The 2869-nt window shown below is 53.1% G+C and carries 2 protein-coding genes; both read left to right on the top strand.

From position 1 onward, the window contains the following. Positions 1 to 306, top strand: a 306-nt coding sequence (locus K0B01_14780; protein ID MBW6487408.1) for a hypothetical protein, incomplete at its 5' end; no start/stop codon positions are given. Between the two features lie 1741 nt (positions 307 to 2047). Further along, a complete protein-coding gene (locus K0B01_14775) occupies positions 2048 to 2764 on the top strand; it encodes a helix-turn-helix domain-containing protein (GenBank protein MBW6487407.1) in 717 nt (238 codons plus the stop codon). Positions 2765 to 2869 lie beyond the last annotated feature (105 nt).

The following is a 2869-nucleotide window of genomic DNA, read 5'->3' as shown; positions in this document are numbered from 1 at the left end:
TCAGACCGTAGCCCTTATTTGGCCCTTCCCGATACGGCGGTATTAATCACCTCAACCCCAAAACCTACAACTTTTGACGGGTTCACTAAAAAAGACAAAATGGGTTCATTTTTTATCGGTGGTGGCAACCGGAGTCTCCTTTCCCTCAATTTCTCTGCTGATGATATGGTCTTTCTGTTCCGTTTGACCGTCCCCATAAATGGCGGGTGCGTCCGTTACCCCCGCCAAAAGTTTTTAGTCGTAGGGCACGCCGTCTCGACCATAAATTTTGGTTGGGACATGCCATTTCGACCGTTTTCAAAATGAAGCTCAATCCTTCCCCTTGACCTGTTTTTTGAATCTGAAATTTTTCAGATGTCTGGTTCGGGCAGACCTCGTCTCCGGCAGTAGGTCTGTCTTGGCCGTCCGGTTATGAAGCCAGCTTCTTAACTGTTCTTGTTTAGACGCATTCGGGTCGAGTTCTGTTATGCCTTTGCGAATAACGGCAAGGCTGGTCATCATCTCAAGGGTGAAAAAGCCGGTGGCGGCCACGCGGAACAATTTCCTCTGTGTCTGAATCCAGGGCAAGTTTCCGTGGGTTCGGGATCGGCAGATTTCCTCGTCCGAATACCAGATGCCGTTGAGGCTGGCCTGATCCAGAGGACAAAGCGGCGCGTTGCAGGACTCACCGGTGGTGCGCTGGCAGACCTACGCGAGTGCCTTCACGCGGTGCAAGCGCCACAAAAAAGACCCCGCAAGTTGCCCGCCACACCCAGCAAAAAGCCGCCGGGAGTGGCTACTCGGGTGCCGACGCGAACAGAGCCCCCCATGCCCGCCCCACACCCCGAAAGGAGCCTCGGGGAGTGGGCGCGCGGATGCCATTTTGCTCAGAAAAACAACAGCATGTTAGCGGTGGCTTGTCACCTCTTCACTTGGACAAACAGCCGTCAAGGTAAAGCGGTCACAATCCACACCCGAAACCGGCCAGGATAAAATCAGGACGAGAATGCAAACAGCGCATACTCGCCCTGATTTCAACCTGGCCAGCCTTATTCCAAAAGCATTCTAAAAGACTAATCAGATGGGCGCGCGATTTTATGGCCTGCTTTCTATTCGCCCCGCCTCATAACGCTATATTATGTAATCGCGCCGAAAAGCCCGCTTCTTACATAATAGGCGTTATGCGGCAGGTTTTTTTCTCATGCCGTTTGCATAATATTTCCCGATCAGCTTGCAAGTTTCGGCGTAAGCAAACGGCCTGCCAAAAAAATGCGCTCACTATTTACAGGCCACTTTTTTAAAGGATGCGCCCCCGATTATCCCCCCGCCACCCATCCCATCCGCCCCCCGGGGCTCCCCGTCTTGGCTCCTCGGTCGCCCGCCTCCCCACTTGCCGCAAACTGCGCGGCACCATCGTCGCTAAAATACTCAATCAATAACAATTTTGATTGTCTTGGCTATCGCTCCGTGACGGCATTCCGACGCATCGCTCGTCTTTTCTGATTCCATTTCTGTCCCCGCCCACCCATGGGCGGTCACTTTGTCGCACCGAGGTCACGTTTCACGTCACCCCGATGCGCCTGTCGTTCCCGCTCCCATCCGCCCCAGGGCTCCCTTTCTTGCCTCCGGGCCGTGACAGACGCCTGCGGTGCAGTCGCTGACACGACCCTCCGGCATGGTTATGATTCGTAAAAGTTATTTCTTTGTAAAATCAAGTCAATAGTGATATGAAGCGGGCCAATAAACATTTGGCACGGCACCATACCCGTAAAACCACCATCGGAACTTGAGAATTTACTTCTCAACTGTTAGTTGTCTGGAGGGTCCGTATCAGCCTTATGCGAATTTTCCTTTTTACAGCCTGCGGTCTGCAAGCCAAGATTATCCATTTCCTGAAGAAACAGAAATACGGAACTGCCGTCCTTAACATTGACCGCTCCAGAAAGGGGCGGAACAGCAAAAAAGTCTTTATCATGATGCGTGGGATCTACCTTAGGGAGACAAAGGATAGCGCGGCAATATTTCCCGCCATTAATGGCGCTGTCAGAGTAGCCCTGGTTGATTCCGGTTGAATAACCGAAATTCCGGCGATCTTGGCAAAAAAGAGACCCTGGACCCGGCTGACCGTCGGACGGCTTGTCTCCCCGTCCCGAAGACCGGCATACGGCGTCACCGGGGTGCGGCAAGTCCCAAATCGATTCGCCTGGAGTGCTTGAGCTGTACCATCCTTAAACGCCTCATTGATGATTGCCACCATGCACCGGATATGATCGACGCGTTGCTGCTGTCGGATTTCGTGCACCGGCTGCCGCAACTATTGGGCGAACGGTTGCTCCAGCTTCTTCAACATCAATTCGCAGGCAATGAAAATAACGGTTTTCCCTGCCCACTCCCCGAGATACTCAGAGACAAGCGCCTGCTTTCCCTTTTCCACGACAGACTTGCCACTACCGAGAATCTTCAGGATTTAATCACGGATCCGCCCGCGATTCTCCTCGATGAATATCAGGAACTATTCTTCTACCGCAGCGTCTCCGTTATGCTGCGCCCTATCTCTTTCAGCTATCTGCTCCTCTTGGCACAGACACCCGAAAAATATGTCCGGAGAGAGACAATCTTTCAACATCTCTGGCCGGACGCGGCGAACTACGAGGGCACAAATAAACCCTATGAAGGGCAGGTTTCAGACCACAAGCGGAAACTCATTGCCGCAATCAAGCAGGGCGTAACGGGGAAGGCGGCGATAGAGGCGGGCGATGTGGATGAGAGTGGCCTCGATAATTGAGGGAAGGCTGGCCACGGAAAATAGTGGGAGCTATGGATAATGACCGGTGCGACCGTGGGTCAAGCCGAGATGGGCAAGGATTCGAGCTATGGTTCTGAGGGACGG

The organism is Syntrophobacterales bacterium, from assembly GCA_019429105.1.
GTDB lineage: Bacteria > Desulfobacterota > Syntrophia > Syntrophales > UBA5619 > DYTH01.
The sequence above is the reverse complement of the archived record's forward strand: the minus strand, read 5'-3'. Positions and strand labels throughout refer to the sequence as shown.